The organism is Lactobacillus sp. WILCCON 0058 (assembly GCF_057198005.1).
Genome location: NZ_JBUBHM010000001.1, coordinates 228,111 through 251,275 on the forward strand (window position 1 = coordinate 228,111; position 23,165 = coordinate 251,275).

21 protein-coding genes are annotated in these 23,165 nt (G+C 48.7%); 14 read left to right on the plus strand and 7 right to left on the minus strand.

Annotated elements, in window-relative coordinates:
- Nucleotides 1–17 precede the first annotated feature (17 nt).
- The 4 genes from ACYVUU_RS01105 to ACYVUU_RS01120 all read right to left on the minus strand — a co-directional run bounded on the left by ACYVUU_RS01105 (nucleotide 18) and on the right by ACYVUU_RS01120 (nucleotide 3,022).
- Nucleotides 18–650: a hypothetical protein gene (locus ACYVUU_RS01105; protein WP_439774970.1), complete on the minus strand. Its 633-nt coding sequence runs from the start codon at nucleotides 648–650 to the stop codon at nucleotides 18–20.
- Complete coding sequence (locus tag ACYVUU_RS01110) at nucleotides 647–1,300, minus strand: hypothetical protein (RefSeq protein WP_484499708.1); 654 nt, start codon at nucleotides 1,298–1,300, stop codon at nucleotides 647–649. The genes ACYVUU_RS01105 and ACYVUU_RS01110 overlap by 4 nt, the downstream gene beginning before the upstream one ends.
- Nucleotides 1,287–2,072, minus strand: a complete 786-nt coding sequence (locus ACYVUU_RS01115; RefSeq protein ID WP_484499709.1) for a hypothetical protein — start codon at nucleotides 2,070–2,072, stop codon at nucleotides 1,287–1,289. Before ACYVUU_RS01115 ends, ACYVUU_RS01110 begins: the two co-directional genes overlap by 14 nt.
- 152 nt (nucleotides 2,073–2,224) lie before the next feature.
- The gene (locus ACYVUU_RS01120) at nucleotides 2,225–3,022 is read right to left on the minus strand and encodes a tyrosine-protein phosphatase (RefSeq protein WP_484499710.1); all 798 of its coding nucleotides are present in this window, start codon (nucleotides 3,020–3,022) and stop codon (nucleotides 2,225–2,227) included.
- 205 nt (nucleotides 3,023–3,227) lie between these two features.
- Here ACYVUU_RS01120 and ACYVUU_RS01125 point away from each other — a divergent pair, with 205 nt between their 5' ends.
- The 7 genes from ACYVUU_RS01125 to ACYVUU_RS01155 all read left to right on the plus strand — a co-directional run bounded on the left by ACYVUU_RS01125 (nucleotide 3,228) and on the right by ACYVUU_RS01155 (nucleotide 9,531).
- Complete coding sequence (locus ACYVUU_RS01125) at nucleotides 3,228–3,701, plus strand: universal stress protein (protein ID WP_439776188.1); 474 nt, start codon at nucleotides 3,228–3,230, stop codon at nucleotides 3,699–3,701.
- 419 nt (nucleotides 3,702–4,120) lie between these two features.
- A complete protein-coding gene (locus ACYVUU_RS01130) occupies nucleotides 4,121–5,065 on the plus strand; it encodes a phosphate/phosphite/phosphonate ABC transporter substrate-binding protein (RefSeq protein ID WP_439776189.1) in 945 nt (314 codons plus the stop codon).
- A 115-nt stretch (nucleotides 5,066–5,180) separates the two neighbouring features.
- On the plus strand, nucleotides 5,181–5,951 hold the full coding sequence (gene phnC, locus ACYVUU_RS01135) for a phosphonate ABC transporter ATP-binding protein (protein ID WP_484499295.1): 771 nt from the start codon (nucleotides 5,181–5,183) through the stop codon (nucleotides 5,949–5,951).
- A gap of 2 nt (nucleotides 5,952–5,953) precedes the next feature.
- Complete coding sequence (phnE, locus tag ACYVUU_RS01140) at nucleotides 5,954–6,754, plus strand: phosphonate ABC transporter, permease protein PhnE (protein WP_439776191.1); 801 nt, start codon at nucleotides 5,954–5,956, stop codon at nucleotides 6,752–6,754.
- Nucleotides 6,754–7,566 carry a phosphonate ABC transporter, permease protein PhnE gene (gene phnE, locus ACYVUU_RS01145; protein ID WP_484499711.1) on the plus strand — a complete coding sequence of 271 codons (813 nt, stop codon included), beginning with the start codon at nucleotides 6,754–6,756 and terminating at the stop codon, nucleotides 7,564–7,566. Before phnE (ACYVUU_RS01140) ends, phnE (ACYVUU_RS01145) begins: the two co-directional genes overlap by 1 nt.
- Before the next feature lie 188 nt (nucleotides 7,567–7,754).
- Entirely contained in the window at nucleotides 7,755–8,387 is a 633-nt protein-coding gene (locus ACYVUU_RS01150; protein WP_484499712.1) for an ABC transporter ATP-binding protein, read from the plus strand.
- Between the two features lie 406 nt (nucleotides 8,388–8,793).
- Entirely contained in the window at nucleotides 8,794–9,531 is a 738-nt protein-coding gene (locus tag ACYVUU_RS01155) for a hypothetical protein (protein ID WP_484499713.1), read from the plus strand.
- A gap of 74 nt (nucleotides 9,532–9,605) precedes the next feature.
- Here ACYVUU_RS01155 and ACYVUU_RS01160 read toward each other — a convergent pair whose 3' ends face one another.
- The gene (locus ACYVUU_RS01160) at nucleotides 9,606–11,231 is read right to left on the minus strand and encodes a peptide ABC transporter substrate-binding protein (RefSeq protein ID WP_439774782.1); all 1,626 of its coding nucleotides are present in this window, start codon (nucleotides 11,229–11,231) and stop codon (nucleotides 9,606–9,608) included.
- A gap of 242 nt (nucleotides 11,232–11,473) precedes the next feature.
- Between ACYVUU_RS01160 and ACYVUU_RS01165 the strand changes: the two genes are divergently transcribed.
- The 5 genes from ACYVUU_RS01165 to ACYVUU_RS01185 all read left to right on the plus strand — a co-directional run bounded on the left by ACYVUU_RS01165 (nucleotide 11,474) and on the right by ACYVUU_RS01185 (nucleotide 18,226).
- Nucleotides 11,474–12,853 (plus strand): IS3 family transposase, encoded by a 1,380-nt coding sequence (locus tag ACYVUU_RS01165; RefSeq protein ID WP_484499678.1) that lies wholly within the window; start codon nucleotides 11,474–11,476, stop codon nucleotides 12,851–12,853.
- A 92-nt stretch (nucleotides 12,854–12,945) separates the two neighbouring features.
- Entirely contained in the window at nucleotides 12,946–13,431 is a 486-nt protein-coding gene (locus tag ACYVUU_RS01170) for a hypothetical protein (protein ID WP_416721351.1), read from the plus strand.
- A gap of 57 nt (nucleotides 13,432–13,488) precedes the next feature.
- Nucleotides 13,489–14,889, plus strand: coding sequence for a metallophosphoesterase family protein (locus tag ACYVUU_RS01175; protein ID WP_484499714.1), 1,401 nt, complete (start codon nucleotides 13,489–13,491; stop codon nucleotides 14,887–14,889).
- Between the two features lie 96 nt (nucleotides 14,890–14,985).
- Nucleotides 14,986–16,935: an asparagine synthase (glutamine-hydrolyzing) gene (gene asnB / locus ACYVUU_RS01180; RefSeq protein WP_439774780.1), complete on the plus strand. Its 1,950-nt coding sequence runs from the start codon at nucleotides 14,986–14,988 to the stop codon at nucleotides 16,933–16,935.
- A 31-nt stretch (nucleotides 16,936–16,966) separates the two neighbouring features.
- Entirely contained in the window at nucleotides 16,967–18,226 is a 1,260-nt protein-coding gene (locus ACYVUU_RS01185) for a carboxylate--amine ligase (RefSeq protein ID WP_439774779.1), read from the plus strand.
- A gap of 164 nt (nucleotides 18,227–18,390) precedes the next feature.
- Here the strand turns inward: ACYVUU_RS01185 and ACYVUU_RS01190 are convergent, their stop codons facing one another.
- Both ACYVUU_RS01190 and ACYVUU_RS01195 read right to left on the minus strand, forming a co-directional pair.
- On the minus strand, nucleotides 18,391–18,924 hold the full coding sequence (locus tag ACYVUU_RS01190; protein WP_484499715.1) for a PadR family transcriptional regulator: 534 nt from the start codon (nucleotides 18,922–18,924) through the stop codon (nucleotides 18,391–18,393).
- A gap of 48 nt (nucleotides 18,925–18,972) precedes the next feature.
- The gene (locus tag ACYVUU_RS01195; protein WP_274606154.1) at nucleotides 18,973–19,509 is read right to left on the minus strand and encodes a phenolic acid decarboxylase; all 537 of its coding nucleotides are present in this window, start codon (nucleotides 19,507–19,509) and stop codon (nucleotides 18,973–18,975) included.
- A gap of 636 nt (nucleotides 19,510–20,145) precedes the next feature.
- Between ACYVUU_RS01195 and nrdD the strand changes: the two genes are divergently transcribed.
- Entirely contained in the window at nucleotides 20,146–22,356 is a 2,211-nt protein-coding gene (gene nrdD, locus ACYVUU_RS01200; RefSeq protein ID WP_484499716.1) for an anaerobic ribonucleoside-triphosphate reductase, read from the plus strand.
- A gap of 71 nt (nucleotides 22,357–22,427) precedes the next feature.
- Complete coding sequence (gene nrdG / locus ACYVUU_RS01205; RefSeq protein ID WP_003614463.1) at nucleotides 22,428–23,150, plus strand: anaerobic ribonucleoside-triphosphate reductase activating protein; 723 nt, start codon at nucleotides 22,428–22,430, stop codon at nucleotides 23,148–23,150.
- Nucleotides 23,151–23,165: the final 15 nt, after the last annotated feature.

Sequence of the window (23,165 nt, forward strand, 5' to 3'; positions counted from 1 at the left end):
TTTCCCTTTCGTTTGATTTACAGAAGTTCTGTTTGCAGGTTAATGTAATAAAGAACAGCAGCCAAGGTTAATATCACGATTAATTCTAAGAAGTAGGAAAAAGCAGCGATATTGGCGAGCAAAATTAAGTTTTTCTTACTTACAAGATCCAGGATAGCCAGTCCGCAGCCAATGACGACCGGCAGGGCATAGTCCCTGCCAAGCAGCAATAGACTGGTTAAGAGCAGGTTGAAAGCCAAAAGGCTCAAACTAGCTGGCGCCAAAATCCGCAAAAGCAGCATCCAAGCGGTAAAACCGAAACAGAACAGCAGGGCTAGTGAAAACAGGATATTGTAGCTAACTGTAAACAGCAGCATTTTAATTAGACTGGCTCGAAAAAGACGCCGTCGGTCAGCCTGCCTGACATAAACAAAAGGATTAAGTATCAGCAGGCTGCTCTTCATTTCCGGCAAGAGCAGCAATTCAGCCAGGGCATAGTAGCAGATCCAAGCCAGATTAGCGCTGATAACGGTCAGATCGGGCAGCTGCATTACATCAAATGGATTGCGGTTGCCGGAAAATGGATTGGCTAAATTCCAGACTAGGCAGGCAAACAAAATGCCTGCCCAAAAGAGTTGCCGCCGCTTCAGATTATGAAAATGAAGTCTCATTTGATTTCCTCCTGGCTAAGCAGACAGTCAGCTAAGAACCATAGCAGCAAAATTACGCCCCAGACCAAGCGACTAAAGTAGAACAAAATTTGTGGCTGGCCAGCAAAGGCAGTTCCGGTCAACAGGCTCAGCCAGTTTTTGGAGAAGGCTGACATGAAGAAAAGCCAGGCTGCCAGATAGCATAGGCAAGTCAGCAGGTATAAATTGCCGTGTGGCATGAGCAGCCAGATGACAAGAACTATGCTTTGCGTTAAACAAAGATTTTGCAACAGCAGCCAGATGGAAAGCAGGCTGCTAGCTAATTCGATCTTGCCGCTACTGGAAAAAACAATGGCTGCCAGGAAGGCTGACCAAATTGCACAAGCAAATGATATGAGCAACTGCCAAGTCAGCTTCCAGGTCAGCCAGCGTTTAGGACTTTTCCAGCGAACCCGGGCCAATGGGTCATTTTTTGATGGGAAAAATGCTGCTGTTAAACCGCTGAATAAAGAAATTACTGGAAAAAGCAGGTTGGCTTCCAGTAGCTGAAGGCTGGCAGCAGAGCCGGCTGGTTCGGCAAACAGGAGGGCAAGCAGGAGAAGCGAAAAGACGGCCGCGATGATCAGCAGCCGCCTTTTTTGAATGATTAAGAGCTGTTTAATCAAGAACATCGTTTCTTTCCTTTATTAGGAAACCACCCCAAACTACAGCGAGGATTAAGATGGAATAAACAATAAGTCCAAAGACCGTGAAGGGATATTCATTGCTGAATGTTGGGGTGATAATGCTGGGAATAGAGAGCGGTTCAAAACCGCTGAAGTCGCGCAGAATACTGCTGGTCAGCGTGATGGCAAAAGGAACGATGACTTCCAATCCATTGCGCAGACCAAAAGCTGAAGCAATGAGTGATAGCTGACTCAAGAGACCTGCAAAAATGAAGACGATAAGCAAGCCAAGCAGCCAGAAAACAATTGGATGAGAGTAGAACAGACCTGCGCTCCAGCCGCCAGGGTTGATTGGCGTTAGTTCATATTTTCGGGATAAGGGAGCCAGGGAGTATTGACTAAAGAAAAAGATCCCCTCACAAATGAGCGGCAAAACCGCGATTAAACCAGCAAAAATAAAAGAACTTGCTGAACAGCTGGCAAAGTATTTATTTAATGGAAATCGGCTGAGCTGCATTTCGCGAAAGTGCTGCTTTTTATCTTCAGCAATGGTGCTGCCGGCGGCTAAGGCAGCAGTTAAAGGCAGAATAACATAGTAGCTGCGGCTGCCGAGCCCGGTATAGTCAAAACCAGTTAAATGGACATAGGCACTGTTGATAAAATGCGCATTTGCAGATGAGATAGTCCGGGCCTGCAGGAAAATTATGGCAAAGCCAATGGCCAGGGCAAGCCAGCCCTGCCAGCGCTTGCTGAGCCGGATAAGCTGTTGTTTTATCATGTTGCTCCTCCTAAAAAAGCATCTGGCTTGCCAGATGCTTGGTAATTACTTTTTGTTTTCCCTTATTTTTAATACTAATGTGTATAAGTAATCTAGACTATGTGCAATAATAGCATTTCAAAAAAGGCATGTCAATCTAAATTTTATTTAGCTTATTTCTCCAGGTATATCGTCCGCAAATCCAACAGGTCAGCATTAGAGAGGCCGATCTGCTGGTGAAGGTAGGCATTGATGCTGCCGTAGTCCCGGTTGATGACGTCCAGCAGGTACTTGAAGTAGGCTGGCTGCACGGTCTGCAAATCGCGGAAGGTCGCCAGGAGGCTGTCATCAGCTCCGGCGGCCTTTTCCTTGGCCAAAAGCTGGCTGACAAAGTCCTTGATTACTTCATTAGTAAAGAGGTAGTCCTTTTCAATCGTTTTCATCGGCACGCCCAAGGCTGTCAAGATCAAGATTGCCCCGAAACCGGTCCGGTCTTTCCCGGCCGTGCAGTGGAAAAGCACGCTCTCACCGTCTTTCTCATTAGCCAGGAGAACTTCAAACAAGTGCTGGTAGGCCTTGTTGGCGTTCTTCCCGGTCGCCATGTTCTTGTAGGCCCACAGCATCCGCTGGTAGCCCCAGCCTGGATCCTGGCTTTCTCTTGCCATGTCTGAAATACTCATGGTGGAGTTGGTCAAGTCCTCATCGAAAACGGGGTCGGCAAAGTACTCAACACCTGCGATCTTCCGGTCCGGCTGCTTCTTTCTTTCAAAACTGGTTCTGAGGTCGATGTCATACTTGAGCCCGTAGCGGCGCAGGTATTCCTGGTCTTCGGCCAGCAGGTCGGCCAAGTGCCCGCTCCGGATCAGCTTGTGCATCTTGATCTTTTTGCCGGAAACGGTCTGGTAGCCGCCCAGTTCACGGAAGTTCCGGCCGGCTTTAACGGCCAGCAATTGCTGCTTTAATGAAGTCATGGTTAAATCCTTTCTTATTTATATATATCTGTCTTTTCTGTTTTCTTTCAATTGTTTTTCAATTGACTGATTTTTTCATCCCGCTTAAAAAATGCTCCCTTGCAAGTTTAAGATGTAACAATTTTGCGAAAGCGCATTACTAAACCGTGACTTATGTTAAAATATAGATAAGCGAAATACGTAGATAGTACGGGAGATGAGCACTATGACTGAAGAAAAAATCAAAATTTTGGTACCTGTCGATGGATCTGAATCCGCTGAACGTGCTTTTGACAAGGCCGTGAAGATTGCCGCCAACAACGGCTACCACGTTGATGTTTTGAACGTGATCGACACCCGGCAGTTCATGGGCGAAATGCAGGACACCTTGATCTCAGGCGACACGATCTACCAAATGACCCAAGACTCAGAGGAATACCTCAAGAGCCTTAAGCAATGGGCCCACGACAACCTGGCCTTTGACGACCTTGACTACCACATCCGTTACGGCAGCCCGAAGAGAATCATCTCTTACGACTTCGTCAAGGACCACGGCAACAACTTGATCGTGATGGGCGCCACCGGTTTGAACGCTGTTGAGCGGATGCTGATGGGGTCAGTTACCGAATACGTCAACCAGCACGCCATGGCCGATGTCTTGATCGTCAGAACTGACGTCAACAACATGCCTGCCAAGTAAGCTGGCTGATAAAAGTATAGCTTAAAAAGAGAACGTTTGGAACAATTTCCAAACGTTCTTTTATTTCTTGTTTATTTAACTAGAATTTTACTTTTGTTCGGATTTCAGCCGATTAAGTTAGTAGTTTGTGTAATTTTTCGCTATTTCATTAACTTTTTGTTTACAAAATTGGACCGGATCAATTAGTTTGGGTAAAAAAACCGAAAAAAGCTTGCTAAAACCCGAATATTTCTGGTAGAATTGTTCCAGAACACAGAAGCGAGATTCGCCTAGCTGTCGTTCCGATGAGATGCATGAGTGTGAGAGCCGCCGATAGAGGAAGCTTTTGTGTGTGCCTTCCTCTGGCTGCTTTCAGGCTCATCCCTTATGCTGCTGTTGTACTGTTTTAACTTTCATTAACCATTTTTCAGGGGGAAATAATGAAAAAGTTCAAGAAAGCATTGTTTGGTGCTTTAACTGTTGCTGCTGCCGTGCTGGCAACTGCTTGCTCTTCAAGCAAGTCATCATCTTCTTCATCAAAGGGCTACACTCCATCAAAGTCACACCCTTTGACGATCCAATTTGTTCCTAGTCAAGCTGCTTCCACTTTGGAAGCCAAGGCTAAGCCGCTTGAAAAGATCCTTTCCAAGAAGCTTGGCGTTCCGGTTAAGATCTCAATGTCAACCGACTACAACACGGTTGTCGAAGCCATGAAGTCAAAGAAGGTTGACGTTGGCTTCCTGCCACCAGATGGTTACGTTTTGGCCCACAAGCAAAAGGCTGCTGACGTTCTGCTGCAAGCTCTCCGTTACGGGGTAAAGCAACCAGGCGGTAAGGCAACCAACAAGCTGGTTAAGTTCTACCGGGCAGAAATCCTGGTTAAGAAGGGCTCAAAGATCAAGAGCTGGAAGGACTTGAAGGGCAAGAAGATTGCCGTTCAAAACGCTACTTCTTCAGCCGGCTACATCTTCCCAATCGCTGAATTGAAGGAAAAGGGCCTGGACTTGACTAAGAAGGGCAACGCCAACCTGGTAACTGTAACTGGCCACGACCAAGCCGTGCTTGACGTTCTTAACGGGGACGTCGACGCTGCCTTCACTTTCGAAGACGCACGTAACACTGTTTTGGCAGACCAACCAAACATCATGAAGAAGGTTGTTCCAATCTACTTCACTAAGGGCATCCCTAACGACACTATCTCAGTTCGTTCAGACATGAGCAGCTCCTTCCGCAAGAAGCTGTCCAAGGCCTTCGAATCTCTGCGCGATGACAAGAAGAGCTTGAAGATTATCGAAAGCATCTACAGCCACGAAGGCTACACCCCTTCAAAGGACTCAAACTTCGACATCGTCCGCAAGTACGACAAGATGGCTGCTACCAAGTAGTCATTGATATCACAAAGACTATCAACTGAATACTATAGTGAAATCGTGCCCCGCTTTACGTAGGACACGATTTTCAATGAAAAAGCAAATTTAGTTATTTAAGGAGTTATTATTCATGGCAGAACAGCCGATGATCGAAATGAAGAACGTTACCAAGGTCTACGACAATGGTACCGTTGGTTTGAAGAACATCAACCTGGAAATCAACAAGGGTGAGTTCGTGGTAATCGTTGGTCTTTCCGGTGCCGGCAAGTCTACTCTGCTCCGGGCCATCAACCGCCTGCACGACATTTCTGAAGGTGACATCTTGATTGACGGTGAGTCAATCACCAAGGCCAAGGGCAAGAACCTGCGCCTTATGCGGCGCAAGATCGGGATGATCTTCCAAAGCTTCAACCTGGTCAAGCGTTCCAGCGTTTTGCGGAACGTTTTGGCTGGCCGGCTGGCTTACTACCCAACCTGGAAGACGACTTTCAACCTCTTTACTGACGAAGACAAGCAAAGAGCTTATGAAGCCCTGCAAAGCGTTGGTATGGCTGAAAAGGTCTACTCTCGGGCTGACGAGTTGTCCGGTGGTCAGCAGCAGCGGGTGGCTATTGCCCGGGTTTTGACCCAAAGACCGGAAATTATTTTAGCCGACGAACCAACTGCTTCTTTGGACCCGAAGACTTCCCGCCAGGTTATGGAAGACTTGAAGATGCTGAACGAAAAGTATGATATGACGGTCGTGGCTAACCTGCACTCAATTGAATTGGCCAAGGAATTCGGCCACCGGGTCATCGGTGTCCGGGCCGGGGAAATCGTATATGACGGCAAGATGGAAGACACGCCGCAAAGCGTCTTCGACAACATCTACAATGGCGGCAAGGGTAAGGAGGAAGACTAACAATGTCAGCAACTGACCGCGACATGTTAAAACTTCCAAAAAAGAAGTTTAAGATGTGGAACTGGGTCTGGGTCATCTTGATGATCCTGGGTCTGGTTTTATCTGTTAACAACACGCAGACAAGTCTGCCGGAATTTTTCGCCAACTTTGACCAGTTCGCGGAAATCTTCGTGCAGATGGCCCAGCCGGACTGGTCATACGCCGGCACTGCCATTCCTTACCTGGTGGAAACGATCAAGATGGCCATCATCAGTACGGTTATCGGGTCCCTTTTGGCCTTCGTTTACTCACTCTTGATTGCCAGAAACATTGTCCACAACCGGGTAATTACCGGTGTTCTGCGTTTCATTATGAACATCATCAGAACTATCCCAGACCTGCTCTTGGGTTCAATCTTCGTTGCCATCGTTGGTATCGGCCCTGTTGCCGGTATCTTGGCCTTGATCGTCTTCACCTTCGGTGTTGTGGTCAAGCTCTTCTACGAAGCCATCGAAACTATTGATCCAGGTCCAAGTGAAGCCATCAAGGCAGTCGGGGGCAACGGGATGAACAACATCATGTTTGCCGTTATGCCGCAGATTTTGCCTTACTTCATCAGCTACGCCCTGTATGCTTTTGAAATCAACGTCCGGGCATCTACGATCCTCGGTTACATCGGTGCCGGTGGTATCGGTCTGCAGCTGAAGAACACTTTGGACATGTTCAGCTACAACCAAACGGGGATGATCATCCTGGTTGTCTTCCTGGTTGTTTTGGTCATCGACTTTGTTTCAACTAAAGCAAGGGAGGCTTTGATGCGCTAATGGATACGACAATGAAGAAATTACCACCAAAACCAGTGACGGCCAAGTCCAGAGCCATGAAGTGGGGCGGCTGGATCATTTCCATCGCCATCATCATTTGGTCCTGCACGGGCATCGACTTCGGCGGGATCAAGCCAACTGCCGGCCAGATTACCGGGGCGATCTTCAATGGTCTTTTCCACCCGGACTGGTCATATGTTTATAACGGCAGCGGGGAAGACTTGGTTTCCCAATTGTGGCAGACCTTGTGTATTGCCTTCCTGGGTACTTTCATCTCCGCCATCATTTCAGTTCCTTTTGCTTTCTGGGCTGCCAACACCCGGCACAAGAAGTTTTGGGTATCTGAAAGTGGGAAGATCGTTTTGACTTTCATCAGATCCTTCCCGGAAATCGTTCTGGCCTTGATGTTCATTAAGGCCGTTGGCCCAGGCGCTCCAGCCGGTGCCCTGGCCTTGGGTTTCCACTCAGTCGGGATGTTGGCCATGCTGTTCTCAGAAGCGATTGAAAGCTTGGATGATGGTCCAGCTGAAGCTATTACGGCGGTCGGCGGGTCCAAGTTCAACGTTGCAGTTTTTGCAACCCTGCCTGACTTGATGCCAGCCATCGTTTCCAACACCCTTTACCGTTTTGACGTGTCCGTCCGGTCCGCTTCCGTTTTGGGTCTGGTTGGTGCCGGTGGTATCGGCTATCCTTTGATCATCGCCTTGAACTACCGGCAATGGAGCCGGGTCGGGATCATCCTTTTGGGGATCATCGTTATGGTTGTGGTCATCGACTGGATCTCTGGTGCTATCCGGAAGAAGCTGGTCTAAAAAATACTGAATAATAACTCTTTGAAAAGCTGTGGCGATTGCCACGGCTTTTTTTATTTTTTAAGAGAGGGCAAAAAAGTTAATAGTTAATTCATAAGCTTCAACTTTTTTACATAATTAATTGATTTACCAAGTGACTTAACCTTATAATATATTAAACGGATTATTAAGTTTTGGAGGGAAACAAAATGTTGAAGCTGCAGAATTTGACTCTGCAAACCAGGCAGCCGATCCTGACCAACTGCAACTACAGCTTTGCTGATGGAGCCTTCTATCAGATTACGGCTGAAAATGGGGCTGGTAAAACTAGTTTGCTGAGAGCGATGACAAATCTGATTCCTTTTCAAGGGCAGATTGAATTTGATGGTCGGCCTTACGAGCAGGTCCGCGACCAGATCTTCTTTTTTGAGAGCAATGACTGGCTGAATCCTAGCTTGAATGCCCTGGACTACTTAAAATTGGTGCAGAAAAAGTGGCATTCTAACGTGGATATAGCAAAAGAATTGGACTTTATGGGCGTGGGTGCGTTTGCCAAACTGCCAATCAAGAAATACTCTCTCGGGATGAAGCAAAAGCTGATAATCGCGATGTATTTTACCAGCGGGGCCAAATACCTGCTGATGGATGAAATATCCAATGGTTTGGATGAATCCAGCCGCCAGCAGCTCTACCAACGCTTGGCCCAGGAAGCTGAGCAGGGAAAGACAATTCTGCTGACTTCCCACTATGCAAGTGAGGTTCGTGCTTTTCAAAGTCAGCGCCTGCAGCTGATGAATGGAAGCTTGAAAGAAGTTGAGTCTGATGTCGTACATGATTTTTAGACTGCAGAAGGCAGTTAAAAGCAACTTGACCCTAATCTGCATGACTTTGGCTCTGGCCCTGTCTTTTGGCGTCTTGTATCTGAATGCCAGAAATTCACGGACACTGACTTTGGAGGCACAGACAGCTGAAAGCATTGCTCAAGGAAACAATATTGTGAGCAAACAGCAAAAGAGTCTAGAAAAATCTGCGAAATCAAGTGCTAAATATCGGCAGATTAAGGGAGACATAACAGTAAACCAGCAAAAGATTCGTCGAAATCAAGAACTGATGAGCTTGCTCAAAGAGAAAAAATGGCAGCAAGTTTATGAACATAAACTTGTTGATGTACAAGAAATTAAGCAATCTGTGGATTCGGATCAAGGACAAGATCAAGAGCTAATTGCAGAACTAAATAAGGAAACTCTCTTGTTTTCCTATTTAAAGAAGCATCCCCAGCCTTATCAGACTGAGCAGCCTTCAAAAGGCATTCAGTTCCTGTTTAACTTGAACGAAACCTACTTGCCAATCGTTTTTGCCTTGATTGGTGTCTTTATCTTGTCTCAGCTGGCGACTGATTCTTACCGGCAGAGATATGATTTGACCAGCCTTTTGCCAGGCAGCCGCTTGGCCGGCCTGGGTGAAAAAATTGCTGCCAACTTCTTGACCTTGCTTGGCATGTTTTTGCTGATCAACCTTCTGGCTTTTATTCTGGCCAGCCTCTTCTACGGCCTGGGCAGCTGGGACTACCCATACTTGGTCTACCACTGGCATGGCGGAAAAAGCTATCCGGCTTACATTGCCAGCTGGCGCTTGCTGGCTCCGGCTCTTTGCCTGCAGCTCTTGCTGCTCCTCCAGCTGGCCAGCTTGACGGAACTTATTGCCAAAATCATCCGCGACAAGTTCCCGACTTTACTGATCGTGCTCTTGCTGACGGTCGGTTTGAACCTGTGTGTATATGTTATTGTGCCAGTGACTAAAGTTGCTCAATGGCTGCCAAGCACTTATCTTAACTGCTTGAGCGTCAGCTCAAACAGCTTGGCCCAGCAGGTAAACAATCAAGCCATCGACTTTAACCATGGCGTTATTACTTTAACAGTGACAATCATCATTACTTGCTTCTTACTATTGTTGCCTTCCTTAGGCAAAAGAAAGAGACTCGCGTAACGCGAGCCTCTTTTCTTTGTTTCTAGTCTGTTGTCTGTAATCTAGTGTTTGTTTTCTATCGCTATTGCTGCTTGTTACTTCAGGTAAGCGTACTTGAAGCTGTAGTTTGCCCCGGCGCCGTTGTAGATCACGCCCTTAACGCTAGGCTTGACCATCCAGGCTTCGATTGGGTGGTAGAGTGGGGTAACCCCTTGTTCTTCCAGCAGAACTTGTTCAGCCTTGGCCAGGTCCTTGAAGCGGTCAGCATCTGAACCAGTCGTCTTAGAAGCAGCCACGTACTTGTCGTAAGTCTTGTTTGACCACTTGCCGTAGTTGTATGAAGCACCAGTAGTCTGCAGGTCAAGGAAGGAGATTGGGTCGGAGAAGTCGGCGTTCCAGCCAGTTGAAACAACATCAAAGTTGCCACTCATCATTCTGGTCAGCCGGGTCTTCTTCGGGATGCTCTGAACTTGCACGTCGATGCCCAGGTTGTTTTCCAGTTGGCTTTGGACGAATTCCGCTGCCTTCTTGGCCGTATCGTCGTCGTCGCCAAGGAGAGTGAAGGAGATCTTCTTCTTGCCGGTTTCCTTCAAAGCTTGCTTGTAGAGCTTCTTGGCTTCAGTGACATTGTAAGTCGTTGCCTTTTCAGTAGCGGCGTTCTTGACCGTGTCAGTGTAGTCCTTGCCGTTAACAGTCGTCATGCCTTCTGGGTCAAAAGTCGTCGCCGGAGTAGCTGCCCCGCCCAGAGTTGAAGCCAGTTCCTTCCGGTTGATGGCCATGGAAATAGCCAAGCGGAGATTCTTGTTCTTGAATTCCGGGTGCTTCTTGGTGTTGTAGGACAGGTACTGGGTCGTGGACATCTTGCGCTGGGTGTAGCCGGTCTTGCCCTTCAAAGACTTGGTGGCTTGGGCATCCAGGAAGGCGGCGTCAAGCTTGCCACTTTGGTAAAGGTTGTAGTCAGTTGAAGGAGTCTTCTGCACGCTGAACTTGACCGTGTCGAGTTTGACGCTCTTCTTGTCCCAGTACTTGTCGTTCTTGACCAGTTTCCAGGTCAGGTTGGACCCAGTCCAGCCGACTTGCTTGTATGGCCCGTTGTAGATCATGTACTTGGATGAGGTTGCGTACTTAGAGCCCGCCTTTTCAATGAACTTCTGGTTTTGCGGGAAGAAGAGCGGGAAGGCCATCAGCAATTTGAAGTAAGGGATCCGCTTTTCCAAAGTAACCGTCAGCTTGTACTTGCCGTCAGCCTTGATCCCCAAAGCAGTTGGCTTCTTCTTGCCAGCCGCGATCGCGTCAGCGTTCTTGATGCCGGAGAACAAATAGGCATATTCAGACGCGGTCTTCGGGTCGATGGTTCTGCGCCAGGAATAGACGAAGTCCTGGGCCGTAACCGGGTCCCCGTTGGACCACTTGGCGTTCTTCCTCAAAGTAAAGGTCCAGGTCTTCCCGTCAGCGCTGTTCTTGGTGGAAGTGGCCAGGGCGTTTTGCACCTTGGCGTTCTTGCCCAAAAGGTAGAGCCCTTCTTCAACGTTGTTGATTTGTTCATAAGATGCTTGGTCGGTTGCCTTGGAGGCGTCCAAAGTCGCCATTTCCGCGGTGTTCATCCAAGTAAGGGTCTGCTTCTTGGCGCTGGTTTGTGAGCTGTTTGACCCGCAGGCGGCTAAGGTGGCCGCGCTGGCTAAGATTACGGCTGAGCTGGCTAAAAGTTTCTTGCTTCTCATATTTTTTTGCCTTCTTTTTCTTATAAAACTCATATATTACGACACAGCCAGATAGATGCAGCTAAACTACTGATCTAAGAGATATTACTAATTATAGCAAATAACTTAAAAAATACCAGATGGACTTTAATTTTTTTGTCATTATTTTTAGGAAACTCTTTTTATCCTTAAAAAAGCGCTTTGCCCAAGTAAAAAATGATATGACCCCCGAAATTAGGACACTAATTTCGGGGGTTATTTTCATGACTAAATACACTAAAGAAATCAAACTCGCTATTTACCACGAATGGGTAGACGATCATAGAAGAGGCACCTACCTCAGCCGAAAATATGGGATGGAGCGCGGAGGAATCCAATATTTGGTAGACTTGATCCAAAAGCATGGCGAAGACATTTTGGATCGCCCACAACAGAAATATACTGCTGATTTCAAGCTTGCTGCCATTGATAGAGTTCTGCTAGGTGGTGAAGCTCTTAGGCAGGTTTCCTTAGACTTAGGGCTTACAAATACAGGAATTCTTGCAAATTGGCTTCGCTCTTTCAAAGAAAACGGGTATACTGTCATTACCAAGAAGAAAGGTAGACCACCCAAGAATGCCCAAAAGCAAGGACAAACAACGGATCAAAGAGCTGGAAGAGCAGGTAAAGAGGCTTACAGTCGAGCTTGCATACATAAAAAAATTGGAGGCCTTAATTCAAGAACGGAAGAGCCAAGAAAAGAAAAATTAGCTCGTGCAATCACTGAATTAAGGCAAGAATTGCGGCTTAGCGTTAAGTACATTATCGACGTTATCAATGCCAACCCTGGATTGCCTCATATCTCAAGAAGTAACTACTACTACCAAATCCATAAGCCTGATAAGGATTCTGGTAACCAGAAGCTGATGGATAGAATCAAAGAGATCTTTCTTGAACACAGCCGACGCTATGGGTACCGGCGAATTTACGGACAGCTTCGCCGGGAAGGCTATGAGATCAACCATAAGAAGGTGCAGAGGCTCATGCAAAAGATGGGCTTATTCGCCATCGCAATCCGCAAGAAACGTAAATACAGCAGCTATTACGGCGTTCAAGGCAAGATCAAGCCAGACTTAATCAAGCGCAATTTTTACGCAATTATTCCGGACAGACATTGGTTTACCGACGTGACTGAATTCCATCTTAAAGATCAAAAGCTCTACCTTTCTCCAATTATCGATGGTTGTACCCAAGAAATCATCTCCTACAACATTTCTAGGCACCCAGACCTTAAGCAAGTGATGACTATGCTAGATGACGCATTTGAGAAGCACCCGGCTCTTAACGGGCTTATTTTCCACTCAGACCGTGGCTGGCAATATCAGCACCAAGCATATCAAGCGGCTCTGGCTAACAGAGGGATCGATCAGAGCATGTCCAGGTTGGGTAATTCTCTTGATGACGGCTTAATGGAGGGCTTCTTCGGCATTCTTAAGCGGGAGATGTTCTACGGCCAAGAACATAAATACAAGGACTTAAATGAGCTTGAACAAGCTATTCACAAATACATCGATTACTACAACAACGTAAGAATCAAGACAGGACGAAAAAACATGACCCCGATTGAATATCGGAATCATGTTTTAACAACCTTAACGGCGTAATACTAAATTGTCCCAATTTTGGGGGTCACATCAAAAAGCTATTCCAGACCGACTTTTTGCTATAATTAGGGTAAGATTGCAAGGAGGACAACATGGAAAAATTAACTACCATGGAGCTGGCTGACGAGTTGGCTGAAGCTCAAGACAAGATTCTTAACGGTGAAGCAAAGCTGGATACCGGCCGGGTTTACCAGGCCATCGATGATTTGGGCGTCTTGAACGATCCCATCAGCAATTACTTCGACCGGACCGAAGATGAATACTATGAAACTGAAAGTGACCACTACCTGGCCCTAACTAATCTGACCGGCAAGCTGGGCGACCTGCATGACCGCATCTTGACCAACCACGTGGATGGTTTCGTTGACAAGGACGAAATCAACCTGACCTACAACCACGAAAACGTTTATGTCGAAGGCAACTACGTGCCAAGAACCGACATGCACGTTTTGGTCTACGGGCTCAAGGTCATCGGGGCGGTTGAAGCCATCGCCGCTGCCGACCTGCGCAACGTCTTGTCCAAGGATGCCGTGCTTTCCCTGGGCTTGGCGGCACACGCTTTAGCAGAAAATCTATAATTGAGAGCCGGGGGAGGCCCGGCTTTTTGTGATTTTAGGCTTTTTGGAAGGGTAGAAATGGACCTGTTTAAATACACAAAGGGAATTATTGACAAGGCAGTTGGGGCTTCCAAATTGCGCGCCGTGCAAAAGAATGGCGGCGAGCTCCTGGATCCCATGCAGAAGTATCTGACGGTAGGGGAGTACCATGTCGATGCTCGCGACGCAACGCCTGACGGCCGGCCGTTTACCTTGACGGTCTACCAAGATGACCAGGGCATCCTGCACCAGGCGCTCAGTCCGGAAAACACCGACAGCCTGGCTGCTGAATACGACCGGAAATTCGTGCCGGAACTGAATCGCTTCAAGGCTTTCCGCAGCCGGGAAACGGGCCGGCGCTATGTCGTGGAAGACTACCTGACCCGCTTTGCCTCCGACGTGAAAAAGGAAATCAGGGAAGGCGACGACTCCGTCAATATCGGGGTCATTACCGACACCCACTTCAAGAACGTCGACAGTCTGGACTTCTATGGCTGGAACGGCTTGATGCATGTCAGAGAGTTTTCCTACCTGGACCAGCTGGACATCCTGGACCTCAAATGCCACTTGGGCGACTGGATCGACGGTTCTGATGCCGGCCTCATCAGCGAAAGCGAGCTGATGAAGCTGCGGGACTCCTTTAAGTCCAGCCAGGTGCCTTACCTCATGATCAAGGGCAACCATGATGAAAACGACAAGTTTGACGAGCACCATGACTTAAAGGCCAGCTTCCCGGAGCGGGAGTTTGAGAAGATCATGTGGCCGGAGATGTACCGGCAGCGGGAATTGGGCTATGTTTCCCGCCAGCACGGGGTGGCCTGGTTTGACCAGGGCCATGTCCGGGTGATCAGTCTGAACACGTCAGACATTCCCTACATTTTGGATGAAAAAGGACAGAAAAAGTACGACGTCAAATTGACCCTGGGGGTACGGGAAGACCAAGTGCAGGAATTGATCGAAATCCTGCAGCAGTCAAGCGGCAAGCAGGTCATCCTGCTCAGCCACGCCAACCCGATCAACCGAAAGGGCGGCAATGCCTTGAAGTACAACGGGCGGTCCCTGCATGAGCTCTTAGTGGCCTTCAACCAGAAGGAAAAGGGCCGGATGCACTCCAGCAAGGACGTGCCAGCGGAATTCCGCTTAAGCAATGACTTTGACTTCACCAAGGTCAAGGACGCCCGGATCATCGCCTACTTCTGCGGCCACCGGCATGTGGAAGACCAGTACCGGATCAACGGGATCCAGTACGTTCTGTTCAACTGCTCAGCCTTGATGGGCCCAAGCCACCAGCTGACGACCAAGTATAACAAGAACTTAAACCGAAAGATGGACCACCAGAATGAATTTGCCGGCTACATCGTCAACGTGGACCTTTTTCGGCGGCGGATCAAGGTCTTTGGCTATGGGGCCGCGACCAGACGGAGAATTTTTTTCATTTAAGTAAAGATTGACAAGGACTCTGTAAACATTAGAGCCCTTGTTTTATAATAAGAAGTTGACTTTATAGAAACTAACTAGAATTAAGGAAGAGAAAATATGTGCGGAATTGTCGCCTTTTACGATCCAGAAATCAATGACAAGCAGGCGGCCATCGGCAAGATGATGGCTACCATTGAACACCGGGGACCAAGCAGCGATGGGATGTACACCAACGACAAGGTGGCCCTGGGCTTCAGAAGACTGTCGATTATCGACCTGCGGGGCGGTAGTCAGCCAATCTACAACGAAGACCGCAGCCGGGCGATCATTTTTAACGGGGAAATCTACAACTTCAAGCCTTTGAGAGAAGAACTGATCAAGGCAGGCCACACCTTTACCACCAAGGCCGACACTGAAGTCATCCTGCACGGCTATGAAGAATGGGGGATGGACGGGATCCTCAAGCGGGTCCGGGGGATGTTCGCCTTCATCATCTGGGACGGCAACACCCAGACCATGTACGGGGCCCGGGACTTCTTCGGGATCAAGCCGATGTACTACCAGGACGTGGACGGCCACCTCTTGGTCGGCTCAGAACTGAAGAGCTTTTTGGCCTTCCCTCATTTTAAAAAGGAACTGAACACCGAAGCCGTCAAGCCATACCTGATGAACCAGTACAACGACCTCAAGGAGACCTTCTTCAAGGGCGTCTACCGCTTCCAGCCAGGTCACTGGTTTGAATACAAGGACGGCAAGATGAAGACCCACCAGTACTGGGATGCCGAATACAAGGACAACAACCTTTCCTTTGAAGAAACGGTCAAGAAGATCAACGAAGACTTGAAGGAAACGGTTGACCTTTACCGCAACGCCGACGTTAAGGTCGGGGCCTTCCTCAGCGAAGGGGTTGACTCCAGCTTCCTGACGGCCCTTTTGGACCCGGACGAAGTCTTCTCCATCGGCTTTGACGACAACACCTACGACGAAGCCTCCAAGGCCAAGGCCCTGGCGGACATCAACGGCTGGCACTTCTACGCCGACAAGGTCTACTCAGAAGAAGCCATGCGGGACTTCCCGGAAATGCAGTATCACATGGACGAACCAGACGCCAACCCGTCAATCATTCCTTTGTGGTACCTGTGCAAACTGGCCAGAAAGCACGTGACCGTTGCCCTGTCTGGGGAAGGGGCCGATGAACTTTTTGCCGGCTACGTAAACTACGGGATGCACACCCACAACAATGTCATCAAGGTCTTTACCGACAAGCTGAAGAAGCTGCCAAAGGGCAAGCGGGTCAAGCTGGCTCACAAGATCAAGAAGATGCCGAACTTCCCGGGCAAGGTGCACCTTTACACCAACCTGGCTGAACCAAGTGAATTCTACGTGGGCCAGTCAGTCATCTACGACATGGACTACCCGACCATCTTCACTTCCAAGGATGCTAACGCCGTCTTGCAGCCAAGCTACCGGAACAAATTGACGGTCAACGGCAACTACCAGGAAGACTTCAAGAAGGTCAAGGACCTGGACAATGTCAAGCAGATGCAGTACATTGACCTGCACCACTTCATGCTCAACGACATCGAGCAGAAGGCCGACAAGATTTCCATGGCCCACTCCCTGGAACTCCGGGTGCCTTACCTGGACGTGAAGATTGCCGAACTGGCCAACTCCATTCCAAGCAAGTACCTGGTCAACAAGTACGACACCAAGTATGCCCTGCGCAAGGCCTCAGAACAGGTTCTGCCGGATGAATGGGCCAAGCGGCCGAAGCTGGGCTTCCCGACGCCAATCAAGCAGTGGCTGCAGGAAGAGCGTTTCTACAAGCAGGTCAGAGACCTCTTCAGCGAAGATTTCGTCAATGATATTTTTGAACAAAAGAAGATCCTGGACCTGCTGGACGAGAACTACAATGGGGACGGTTCTCACCGCCGGCAGATCTGGGCAATTTACACCTTCCTGGTTTGGTACAAGCTCTTCTTCGTTGACTACGAGGGAACTGTGCGCAAGTACCAACACGTGCAGCCAGAAGTGGCCAGCCTGATTGCTCAAGGCAAGCTGCTCTAATCCAAAAAGAAGAGAGAGAATTTAATTACTAATGGCTAAATTTACACCAATTTTGCTGGGCAGCGACATCAACGTCTATGGGATGGCGCGGTCTTTTAACGAAGCTTACGGCATCAAGGTCCAGGCTTGGGCGGCAACGCAATTGGCGGCAACCCGCTACTCCAAGATCGTGGACGTTGAAGTGCACCCTGGTTTTTCCGAAGACCCGGGCTTCATGGAAGTCATGCAGGAAAAAATCAAGGAATACCAGAATCATGAAGAGCCAGTCATTCTGATTGCCTGTGGGGACGGCTACGCGGAACTGCTGGCTAAGCACAAGCAAGAGCTGGAAGGGACCTTCGTTGTTCCTTACATCGACTACCAGCTTTTGGAAAAGCTGATCTCCAAGGAAGGCTTCTACGAGGTCTGTGAAGAATACGGCCTGCCTTACCCGAAGACCAAGATCATCAAGCTGGCTGACTACCAGGACGGCTCATACGCCGACGTGCCTTTTGCCTTTCCGGTTGCCTTAAAGCCGGAAGACCCGGTTTCTTGGCTGGACGTCCAGTTTGAAGGCCGGAAGAAGGCTTTTGTCATCAAGGACCTGGATGAATTCAAGGACATCGTGGGCAAGATCTACACCAACGGCTACAAGGAAGACTTGATCCTGCAGGACTTTATCCCGGGCGATGACTCCAACATGCGGGTCTTGAACGCCTACGTGGACAAGCACCACCAGGTCAAGATGATGTGCCTGGGCCACCCACTCTTGGAAGACCCGACTCCGCAGTCAATCGGTAACTACATGGCTATTTTGCCTGCCTATGATGAAAAGCTCTACGAGACCGTCCAGACCTTCCTGGAGAAGATCAACTATGTCGGCATGGCCAACTTCGACATCAAGTACGATGCCCGCGACGGCCAGTACAAGTTCTTTGAAATCAACCTCCGCCAAGGCCGGTCCAGCTTCTACGTGACCTTGAACGGCTACAACCTGGCCAAGTGGTACGTGGAAGACTACGCTGAAGACTCCTTGGCCGGCCAGGAGACCGTCTACGCCAACAAACTGGAAAGCAGCCACATGCTTTGGCTGGGCGTGCCGGAGAAGATCTTCAAGGAATACGCCGTTGACAACGAGGCCAAGCAGGCGGCCTTAAAATTGATCGACGCCGGCCAGGTAGGGACGACCGTCTTCTACGACCAGGACAGCTCCTTTAAGCGCTGGCTTTTGATGAAGTACATGTTCCACAACTACTACAAGCGCTTCAAGACCTACTTCCAGGTCAACAAGGGCCAGTACTTCGACAAATAAGAAATGATGTTACAAGAGTCTGGAGAAAAAGACTCTAACGAATAAAAATATTAGCTGTCCAGCAAGCAAAAAAGGTGAAGCTCGAAATATTACATCGAGTTTCACCTTTTTTATTTATCTAGAGCCTAGTTTTTCCCAGACTCATACCGCGATTGCTCTTTTCATTACCGATTATTCAATTTATCTTCCAACCAGGCCAATTGATTTTCTTGCCGGCTGATCGCGCGAGTTAAAATCAAATAATGTCCATATTGTTGATCAATCTGTTCTTGGCTGCTGAATAATGCTTGCTGACGCTTGCGCAGATGATTAAGACTGTCGCTGACCAATTGAATCTGGTGGTCAAACAGTTTTTCTAGTCTCGGATCATTACAGTCATTGATGAAAAATATCTTTAAGGAAAATAGGTCTTTGGATACCGGCAGCTTATCAACAGGTTCCATCAACCAACTATTAATAACTTCATAACCATTAGCTGTTAAATGATAATGTATCTCTTTATCATTACCTTTCATTGAATAGCTTTCAATCCAATGATCTTGTTCCATGCGTTTTAGCTCTGGATAAACCTGACTATGTGATGATTGCCAGAATTCTCCAATGTCAAAGCGAAACTCATCCATAATCTGCTTTCCAGTACAGTCCTTATTAAGCAGAATCCCCATAATAACATAAGGGAGTATCCTTTTTTGCGGCATTTTGCAGCATCCTTTCCGATCTGATTCTGCAAAATATTATATAACAAGCTATTTAGCCAAGCGATGATAATTTTCATCAAAGAAGCTACCATTGCGGATATCGTCGGTCATACCGGCATAAGGAGCTTCGTTGATAACTTCATCATTATCTTGACCAGCATCGCCCATATAGGTAATTGTTGCAAATTCAGGAACCACCAATTTTGGATAAGTCTCATACTTTTCACGTGATTCATGCATTAAATCAATATGTTCATTTTGGAAGCAGACCGTAATCTCTGGATGTTCTTGTACCCATTTTGGAAAGAAGATCGTACCGTTAAGCTTATGTTCATTAGGAACGAAATCCAAGGCAACATCGGTTCCCGTTGGCTCGGTCCAAGCAACTTTATAAATGCCCTCAGTTAATTGATGAATATGCGCAGGCTGATCCTTAACCCAACGTCCAGCAACCATTCCGCCATGAATTCGATAATCGACCGTGTGATCATTCTTAGCGTACCACTCATATTCCCAGCCATTATCATACGTATAAATGAAATGCGTTCCTAAAAAGTCATCCAATGTTTTGAATTGCTTGTCCATGTGATTTAAATTTGCCATAATTATTTTCCACCTTTCATAAATGTTGTTATCGACATAAAACAGATTATCACTTTATGTCGTTATTGTCAAATATTGTCACTAAAAAAGATTGCCCGCCAGTCTCAAAAAATTTGAGGATGAGGGTACTGTACTAAAAAATAGTCTATACGGACTCACTGCGAAAGTCTCCCGCGGTGAGAGACTTTCGTTTGCTAATCGACTGTGTTGAAATATCTAAGACTCTGCTGGCTCAGTTGGCGAAACATAGAACAGTTGTATTCTGGAATTTCTTGATTTTCTCTAGACGTTTTTTTATCTTTTTGAAATTTTCGAAGGACTTTGGCAAAAGGACAAAAATATTTGTCCGAACAAAATATTCTTTTTTTAAAAATATACGGGCCCAAAGTCCCGTGGCAACTGAATTCTGCTCTGTCATTTAACACAAATGCGTCTTTGTATAGACCACAAGATCTGGTATTTTGTGCTATGCTTATCTCATAAACAAAACAAGATGTGGTGGTTATCCACACTTAATCCACAAGATAGTCTACTGCTTGTGGGTAACTCGCTTAACCGGCCCCAGGGGCTGGATGTAAAAAATGTAAAGTATTTTTGAGAGATAAGAGGTTGATTGTCATGTTAAAGCCAGCAGCAGAAGCCGTGAGCCTGGATTTTGCCAATGCGCCAAAGAAGTTCATCAAGCGCGACGGTGCCCCATTTAAATTTGAGCAGTTCAAGCTGGAAATGGTTCTGGACGAACTTGGCCTGGAAGACAGCGAAATCAAGGCTGCCGTTTTGAGCAAGGTTTACGCCAAGCTGGCCGCCTACACGGTTGACGCCGTTCAAGTTCATGATGCTTTTAAGGCCAGCTTGAACGAGCTGGGCTACTTGAATGAAGCCAAGGAATACGAAGCCAAGCGGCAGGAAGACGAAGCTGACTGGAAGGCAGAAACTGACACCAAGCAGCGCCTGGCCAAGCTGGTCGACAAGGACCCAAGCATCGTCCACGAAAATGCCAACAAGGACTCTGACGTCTTTGCCACCCAGCGTGACCTGACGGCCGGGACTGTGGGCAAGACGGTTGGTCTGACCTTGATGCCCCAGCACATCGCCAAGGCCCACCTGCGCGGGGACATTCACTGGCACGACCTGGACTACACGCCCCTTTCACCAATGTCCAACTGCTGTTTAATCGACTTTGACTACATGCTCAACCACGGCTTCAAGATCGGCAATGCCTTCGTGGAAGTGCCGAACTCCATCCGGGTGGCCACCAGCCAGGTAGCCCAGATCATCACCAGCGTTGCTTCCAGCCAATACGGCGGCTGCTCCTTTGACCGCTGCGACGAAGTTCTGGCGCCTTTTGCTGAAAAGAACTACGAAAAGCACCTGGAAGAAGGGCGCGAATTCATCGACGACGAAGACAAGGTGCAGGCTTTTGCCAAGAAGCGGACCCAAAAGGACATCTACGACGCGATGCAGAGCCTGGAATACGAGATCAACACCATGTTCTCCAGCCAGGGGCAGACGCCTTTTACCACCTTGGGCTTCGGTCTGGGGACCAACTGGATTGAAAAGGAAATCCAAAAGGACATCCTGAAGGTCCGCATCGAAGGCCTGGGCCGGGAACACCGGACGGCCATCTTCCCGAAGCTGGTCTTCACTTTGAAGAAGGGGCTGAACCTGCACCCAGGCGACCCGAACTACGACGTTAAGGAATTGGCCCTGGAATGTGCTACCAAGCGGATGTACCCAGACGTTTTGAGCTATGACAAGATCATCGACATCACCGGCTCCTTCAAGGCCCCAATGGGCTGCCGGTCCTTCCTGCAGGGCTGGAAGGATGAAAATGGCCAGGAAGTCAACTCCGGGCGGATGAACCTGGGCGTGGTTACCTTGAACCTGCCAAGAATCGCCATGGAAAGCCAGGGCGACATGGACCGCTTCTGGGAAATCTTCAATGACCGCCTGGAACTGGGCCGGCAAGCCTGCGAATACAAGGCCAAGAAGGTCACTGAAGCTAAGCCCGTCAACGCTCCGACCCTGTACGAATACGGTGCATTTGGCAAAGGTGTTGGCGATGACGGTGACGTCAACGACTTCTTCAAGAACGGCCGGGCCACGGTTTCCCTGGGCTACATCGGCCTTTACGAAGTCGGCACGGTCTTCTACGGGCCAAACTGGGAAAAGAACCCGGAAGCCAAGGCCTTCACTTTGGAAGTGGTCAAAAAGATGCATGATGCCTGCGCCAAGTGGGAAAAGGAAGACCCGAACCACTACCACTACAGCGTCTACTCCACCCCAAGCGAAAGTCTGACTGACCGCTTCTGCCGCCTGGACACGAAAAAGTTCGGCAAGGTCAAGGACATCACGGACAAGGAATACTACACCAACTCCTTCCACTACGACGTCCGCAAGCACCCGACCCCATTTGAAAAGCTGGACTTTGAAAAGGACTACCCATACTACGCTGCTGGCGGCTTCATCCACTACTGCGAATACCCGAACTTGAAGCAAAACCCGGCCGCCTTGGAAGCTGTCTGGGACTGGGCTTACGACAGAGTCGGCTACCTGGGTACCAACACGCCAATCGACAAGTGCTACGAATGCGGCTTTGCCGGCGAGTTCAAGTCAACCGCCAAGGGCTTTGAATGCCCGCAATGCGGCAACCACAACCCGGAAACCTGTGACTGCGTCAAGCGGACCTGCGGCTACCTGGGCAACCCATTGAAGCGGCCAATGGTCCACGGCCGGCACGAAGAAATCGCCCACCGGGCCAAGCACATGAGCTTGGGCATGGTCAGCGAGGAAGCCAGCCTGGAAAAGCAGAAGAACAGCCAATACTAAACGAAAAGAATTATACTAATAGGCAGGAATCTTTCCTGCCTATTTTTTATCGAGAGCAAAGGAGAAGCACGATGCCAGAGAAAGACAAGAATCAGCAAGAAGGCCCTGACGTCCGGGACAACCTGATCCGGATCAGCGTCGGCGGGGAAACGGTCTTTGTGGACGCCAACCAGTACAAGGCTAAAAATGCCGGCCAGACGGCCAAGCCCCGGAAGATGAAGCGCCAGCCCAAGAATCCCAAGCCGGGCGAATGGATCTCAGAAGACTACAGCAAGCACAAGATTGCCGACTACAAGCCCTTCAACTTCGTTGACGGGGAAGGGGTCCGCTGCTCCTTGTACGTGTCCGGCTGCCTCTTTGACTGCCCGGGCTGCTACAACCTGGCTGCCCAGAACTTCAACTACGGCCGGCCATATACCCAGGAATTGGAAGACCAGATCATTGCAGACATCGGCCAGTCCTATGTCCAAGGGCTGACCTTGCTTGGCGGGGAGCCCTTTTTGAACACCTGGGTCTGCAACCGGATCATCGACCGGGTCCGGGCTGAATACGGCCACAGCAAGGACATCTGGTCCTGGTCCGGCTATACCTGGGAGGAACTTTTAAAGGAGACGCCGGACAAGGTGGAAATGCTCAAGAAGCTGGACATCCTGGTCGACGGCCGCTTCATGGACAACTTGAAGGACTTGACCCTGCAGTTCAGAGGGTCCAGCAACCAGCGGATCATCGACGTGCAGAAGTCCCTCAAGACCCCGGACCTGCATCCGGTCATCTGGGACAAGCTGCAGAGATAGTTTTTTAGCGAGGAA